We start from the raw sequence: 6,119 nt of genomic DNA, 5'->3' as shown, positions 1-6,119 counted from the left end.
CGATCCTCGCGAAGAACACCGCGGTCCGTCGCAAGGACATCCTGATCAACATCATCGACACCCCCGGTCACGCCGACTTCGGCGGCGAGGTCGAGCGCGGCCTGTCGATGGTCGACGGCATCGTGCTGCTGGTCGACGCCTCCGAGGGCCCGCTCCCCCAGACCCGCTTCGTGCTGCGCAAGGCGCTCAACGCCGACATGCCGGTCATCCTGGTCGTCAACAAGACCGACCGCAGCGACGCCCGCATCGCCGAGGTCGTGGACGAGACCTACGAGCTCTTCATGGACCTCCTCGACGAGAGCCACAGCCAGGAGGCCCTCGACTTCCCCGTCGTCTACGCCTCGGCCCGCGCCGGTCGCGCATCGCTGACACAGCCCGAAGACGGCGGCATGCCGGACAGCGAGAACCTCATCCCGCTCTTCCAGACGATCATGGATGCCGTACCGGCTCCCGAGTACACCGAGGGTGCGCCGCTGCAGGCGCACGTCACCAACCTCGACGCGTCACCGTTCCTCGGTCGCCTCGCGCTCGTCCGCGTCTTCGAAGGCACCCTCAAGAAGGGCAGCCAGGTTGCCTGGATGAAGCAGGACGGGACGACTGAGAAGGTCAAGATCACCGAGCTGCTCGTCACCCAGGAGCTCGAGCGCGTCCCCGGCGAGAGCGCGGGCCCCGGCGACATCGTCGCCATCGCCGGCATTCCCGACATCACGATCGGCGAGACGCTGGCCGACCCCGACAACCCGATCGCGCTGCCGCTCATCACGGTCGACCAGCCCGCCATCTCGATGACGATCGGCACCAACACGTCGCCGCTCGCAGGTCGCGAGAAGGGCACCAAGGTCACGGCTCGTCTGGTCAAGGACCGCCTCGACCGCGAGCTCATCGGAAACGTCTCGATCCGGGTCGTCGACATCGGCCGCCCCGACGCGTGGGAGGTCCAGGGCCGCGGCGAGCTCGCGCTCGCCATCCGCGACGAGAACATGCGCCGCGAGGGCATCGAGCTCACGGTCGGCAAGCCGCAGGTCGTCACGCGGACGATCGACGGCAAGCTCCACGAGCCGTTCGAGCAGCTCACCATCGACGCGCCCGAGGAGTACCTGGGTGCGATCACCCAGCTGCTCGCCGCGCGCCGCGGCCGCATGGAGGGCATGTCGAACCACGGCACCGGCTGGGTCCGCATGGAGTTCCTCGTCCCGAGCCGCGGTCTGATCGGCTTCCGCACCGAGTTCCTCACGACGACCCGCGGCACCGGCATCGCCAACGCGATCTCGCACGGCTACGAGCCGTGGGCCGGCTCGATCCAGTCGCGCAACAACGGCTCGATCGTGGCCGACCGCTCGGGCGTCGTGACGAGCAACGCGATGATGACGCTCCAGGAGCGCATGTCGTTCTTCGTGAACCCCACCGAGGAGGTCTACGAGGGCATGGTCGTCGGCGAGAACTCGCGCGCGGACGACATGGACGTCAACATCACCAAGGAGAAGAAGCTCAACAACATCCGCTCCTCCACGGCGGAGGAGCTGGAGCGACTCACCCCTCCTCGTCAGCTCACGCTGGAGGAGTGCCTCGAGTTCGCCCGCGAGGATGAGTGCGTCGAGGTCACGCCCGAAAAAGTGCGGATCCGCAAGGTCGAGCTCGACCAGACCCTGCGCGCCCGCGCGACCTCGCGCCTGAAGAAGCAGAACGCCTGACCCGAGGAGTCACCATGCGCCGCGCCCCCCGACGCACCGCCCGCCGTCTCGCCGCCGCCGCTCTCGCCGGAGCGCTCGCCCTCGGGGCGAGCGGCTGCGCGACGGGCACACCGCTCGACAACATCGTCGAAGGGCTCGTCGACCAGGGCGTCGAGCAGATCACCTCGGGCATCGACGAGTCCGTCCGCGGTCTCGTCGACGACGTCCTCGGCGGCGTCGAGCTGTCGACCGACGGTGAGCCCCCCGCGAGCTTCCCGACCGAGATCCCGCTCACGGGCGAGGTGCTCGGCGGGGGAGCGGGCCCCAACGGCACCGGCTGGGTCGTCCGCACCCGCCTCGACGGCGCGGGCGCGTTCGACGCGGCCGCCACCGCCCTCGAGGGCGCGGGCTTCGCCGCGAGCGGCGTCTCGAGCGATGAGAGCAGCGGATACGGCGCGTTCACGTCGAGCGCGTACCGCGTCGACCTCTCGGTCGCGACGGATGCCCAGGGCGAGGTCACGGCGACGTACGTCGTCACCCCGGCCTGAGCATCCGCGCTCGCCGCAGCGCCGAGGGCGCCCCGCGCGCCCGCGCGCACTCGATGCATTCGCATGAAGCAGGACTGCACAGAAGGTAGGCTCTCGCCGTGAAGATCGCGCGATTCAGCACCGATGGATCCCCCCGGTACGGCATCGTCGACGACGATGAGCTCGTCGTTCTCACGGGCGACCCGATGTACCACGGCTACGACACGACGGGCGAGCGAGTGCCGCTGTCGGAGGCGAAGATCCTCGCGCCGGTCATCCCGCGCTCGAAGGTCGTGTGCGTGGGCATGAACTACGCCGCGCATGCGCAGGAGATGGGGCACGACGCGCTCGCCAACCCGCTGATCTTCCTCAAGCCGAACACCGCGGTCGTGGGCCCCGGCGACCCCATCGTCATCCCGCCGGTCGAGGGCCGCATCGTGCACGAGGGCGAGCTCGCGCTCGTCATCGGCTCGGTCGCCAAGCGCGTGAAGGCCGAGAACTGGCGCGACGTTGTGTTCGGCGTCACGATCGCCAACGATGTCTCGGCTCGCGACGTCATGTTCGCCGACGGCCAGTGGGCCCGCGCGAAGGGCTACGACACCTTCTGCCCGCTCGGGCCCTTCATCGACACCGAGCTCGACCCGACCAACCTCGCGATCGAGACCTTCGTCGACGGCGAGCTGCGCCGCAAGGGCAACACCGCCGACCTGCTGCACAAGATCCCCGAGCTCATCGAGTTCATCAGCGACGTGTGGACCCTCCTGCCCGGCGACATCATCCTCACGGGCACGCCCGATGGGCTCGGCGGCTTCGTCGACGGCCAGACGATCGACATCACGATCGAGGGGCTCGGCACGCTCAGCAACCCGGCGAAGAACCGCGACGACCGCGACTACTGATCGGGCCGTTCGGCCCGCGCGCCGGATGCTCGGCAGGGGCATGATGGAGCCATGAGCTCCACCGCTCCCGCCCCGGCTCCCGTTCCGTCGCCAGCGGCCGCCCCCGTCGACGTCGCCGCCGTGCAGCGTCGCGTGCGGACGACCCTCATGGCCGGGCAGGTCCTCGCCGGGCTCGGCATGGGGTCGACGCTGAGCATCGGCGCGATCCTCGCCGCGGAGGTCTCCGGCTCGCCCGCCTACAGCGGTCTCGCGGCGACCATGGCGACCCTCGGTGCCGCGCTCGCGGCGATCCCGCTCGCGCGCCTCGCCGGCCGCGTCGGCCGAGCCCCCGCCCTCGCGACCGGAGCGCTGACGGCCGCGACCGGCGCCGTGCTCGCGATCGTCGCGGCGGGCCTGCCGAGCTTCCCGCTGCTGCTCATCGCGATCATGCTCATCGGCGTCGGCACGGCCGTGAACCTGCAGTCGCGCTTCGCCGCCTCCGACCTCGCCGCCCCCGCGACGCGCGGGCGCGACCTCTCGCTCGTCGTGTGGGCGACGACCGTCGGCGCCGTGAGCGGCCCCAACCTCATCGGTCCGGGCGAGCAGCTCGGCGCCGCCATCGGGCTGCCCCCGCTCTCGGGGCCGTTCCTCTTCACCGTCGCCGCCCAGGTGCTCGCCGCGACCCTCTACCTCGTCGCGCTGCGGCCCGACCCCCTGCGGCTCGCACTGCGACTCGCTCGTGATGCCGCCGCCGCGGCGACAGCGGCGGGGGAGTCGGGGGCGGAGGCGGCGCGCAGCGACCGCGCGGGCATCCGCCTCGCGCTCATCGCGCTCGCGCTCAGCCACGCGACGATGGTGAGCGTCATGGCGATGACGCCCGTGCACCTCACCGACCACGGCGCGAGCCTCGTGGTCGTCGGCTTCACGATCAGCCTGCACATCGCGGGCATGTACGCGCTGTCGCCGGTCTTCGGCATCCTCGCCGATCGGCTCGGCCGCTGGTGGACGATCCTCATCGGGCAGGCGCTGCTCGTCGCGAGCCTGCTCTTCACCGCGCTCGGCGCCGAGAGCGAGGCGGCCGTCGTCGCCGGGCTCATTCTCCTCGGCCTCGGCTGGAGCGCCGCGACCGTCGCCGGCAGCGCCCTGCTCACCGAGTCGACCGCGCCCGACCGGCGCACGGTCATCCAGGGTCGCAGCGACCTGCTCATGAGCGGCAGCGGCGCGGTCGGCGGGCTGCTCGCCGGGCCGACGCTCGCCGCCCTCGGCTACTCGGGCCTCTCGCTCATCGCGCTCGGGCTCGTCGCGGTCGTCGTGGTCGTGCTCGCGCTGACGCCGCGCGCCGCGGGCGGGCACGCGCCCCGCCGGTAGCCGCCGCGCCCGCCGGTAGGATCGCAGGCGATGACTTCCCCCGCCTTCTCCACCGCCACGGACAGCGATGTCCGCGTGCGCTTCTGCCCCTCGCCGACCGGCACGCCGCACGTCGGCCTCGTGCGCACCGCCCTCTTCAACTGGGCCTACGCGCGCCACACGGGCGGCAAGCTGATCTTCCGCATCGAGGACACCGATACGGCCCGCGACAGCGAGGAGAGCTACCACCAGCTCCTCGACGCCCTGCGCTGGCTCGGCATCGACTGGGACGAGGGCGTCGAGGTCGGCGGCCCGCACGCCCCCTACCGCCAGTCGCACCGCGGCGAGATCTACACCGACATCATCCAGAGGCTGACGGATGCCGGCCACCTGTACGAGTCGTACCTCACGCCCGAGGAGATCGAGGCCCGCAACATCGCCGCGGGCCGCGACCCGAAGATGGGCTACGACAACGCCGAGCGCGAGCTCACCGACGAGCAGCGGGCGGCCTATCGTGCCGAGGGCCGCCAGCCCGCGCTGCGCCTGCGCGTGCCCGATACGGCACTGAGCTTCACCGACCTCGTGCGCGGAGAGATCACGTTCCCGCAGGGCAGCTTCGTCGACTTCGTCGTCGTGCGGCCGAACGGCGCCCCGCTCTACACGTTCGTGAACCCCGTCGATGACGCGCTCATGGGCGTCACGCACGTCCTCCGCGGGGAGGACCTGCTCTCGTCCACGCCGCGCCAGATCGCGCTGTACCACGCGCTCATCGACATCGGCGTGGCCGAGGCGATCCCGCAGTTCGGGCACCTGCCCTTCGTCATGGGCGAGGGCAACAAGAAGCTCAGCAAGCGCGACCCCGAGTCGAACCTCTTCCACCACCGCGATCGCGGGTTCATCCCTGAGGGGCTCCTCAACTACCTCTCGCTGCTCGGCTGGTCCCTCAGCCACGACCGCGACGTCTTCACGCTCGAGGAGCTCATCGCCGCGTTCGACGTCCGCGACGTGAACCCCAACCCCGCGCGCTTCGACCAGAAGAAGGCCGAGGCCATCAACGGCGACCACGTGCGGCGGCTCCCCCTCGACGAGTTCGTCGAGCGGAGCATCCCCTACTGCAGCGGAGCGGGCCTCTTCAACGACGTGCCCCGCCCGAAGGAGCGCGAGCTGCTCGCCGCCGCCGCGCCCCTCGTGCAGGAGCGCGTGGGACTGCTCGGCGAGGTGCCGGGCATGGTCGGCTTCCTGTTCACGGCCGACGACGACCTCGAGATCGAGGCGGATGCTCGAGCCTCGCTCGGCCCCGACGCGGTCGCCGTGCTCGACGCCGGCATCGGCGCGCTCGAGTGGCTCGAGGAGTTCACGCCCGAGGGCATCGAGGCGGCCCTGCGCGAGGCGCTCATCGACGGTCTCGGCCTCAAGCCGCGCCTCGCGTTCGGCCCGCTGCGCGTCGCCGTCTCGGGTCGTCGGGTGAGCCCGCCGCTGTTCGAGTCGATGGAGCTCCTCGGCCGCGACTCGACCCTCGCCCGCCTGCGGGCGCTGCGCGCGAGCCTGCAGCCGGCCTAGCTGTACTCGGCAGTCACGTTGGTGACACTCGGCTGATCGGTGGTGCTCCGATGGCGGAGTGGATGCGTCGAGTGTTGTAGTGCTCCAGCCACGGCGCAAGAGCAGCAGCGCGAGCGTCGTTGGAGAGGAACACCTGC

The 6,119-nt window shown here is 71.2% G+C and carries 5 protein-coding genes and 1 pseudogene; 5 read left to right on the top strand and 1 reads right to left on the bottom strand.

Annotation, left to right across the window (positions count from 1 at the left end; genetic code table 11):
• The 5 genes from typA to gltX form a co-directional block, all read left to right on the top strand.
• Positions 1-1,691: translational GTPase TypA (typA, locus tag Q7T15_RS10580; protein WP_304696060.1), on the top strand; the 1,691-nt coding region annotated here is incomplete at its 5' end.
• A gap of 14 nt (positions 1,692-1,705) precedes the next feature.
• Positions 1,706-2,218: a hypothetical protein gene (locus tag Q7T15_RS10575; protein ID WP_304696058.1), complete on the top strand. Its 513-nt coding sequence runs from the start codon at positions 1,706-1,708 to the stop codon at positions 2,216-2,218.
• A 98-nt stretch (positions 2,219-2,316) separates the two neighbouring features.
• A complete protein-coding gene (locus Q7T15_RS10570; RefSeq protein ID WP_304696056.1) occupies positions 2,317-3,096 on the top strand; it encodes a fumarylacetoacetate hydrolase family protein in 780 nt (259 codons plus the stop codon).
• Between the two features lie 51 nt (positions 3,097-3,147).
• Complete coding sequence (locus tag Q7T15_RS10565) at positions 3,148-4,443, top strand: MFS transporter (protein ID WP_304696054.1); 1,296 nt, start codon at positions 3,148-3,150, stop codon at positions 4,441-4,443.
• Between the two features lie 30 nt (positions 4,444-4,473).
• Positions 4,474-5,982, top strand: a complete 1,509-nt coding sequence (gene gltX, locus Q7T15_RS10560) for a glutamate--tRNA ligase (RefSeq protein WP_304696052.1) — start codon at positions 4,474-4,476, stop codon at positions 5,980-5,982.
• Positions 5,983-5,995: 13 nt separating this feature from the next.
• Here gltX and Q7T15_RS10555 read toward each other — a convergent pair.
• A pseudogene (locus tag Q7T15_RS10555) lies at positions 5,996-6,119 on the bottom strand (IS481 family transposase); the annotation flags it as partial.

This window comes from Microcella sp. (genome assembly GCF_030645145.1).
Taxonomy (GTDB): Bacteria; Actinomycetota; Actinomycetes; order Actinomycetales; family Microbacteriaceae; genus Microcella.
This window is presented reverse-complemented; position numbering and strand designations above follow the sequence as displayed.

What these genes read in the sequence shown, in the direction of transcription:
- Q7T15_RS10575 (WP_304696058.1), top strand. Translation starts at nt 1,706, where the DNA reads ATGCGCCGCGCCCCCCGACGCACCGCCCGCCGTCTCGCCGCCGCCGCT.
- Q7T15_RS10565 (WP_304696054.1), top strand. Translation starts at nt 3,148, where the DNA reads ATGAGCTCCACCGCTCCCGCCCCGGCTCCCGTTCCGTCGCCAGCGGCC.
- gltX (WP_304696052.1), top strand. Translation starts at nt 4,474, where the DNA reads ATGACTTCCCCCGCCTTCTCCACCGCCACGGACAGCGATGTCCGCGTG.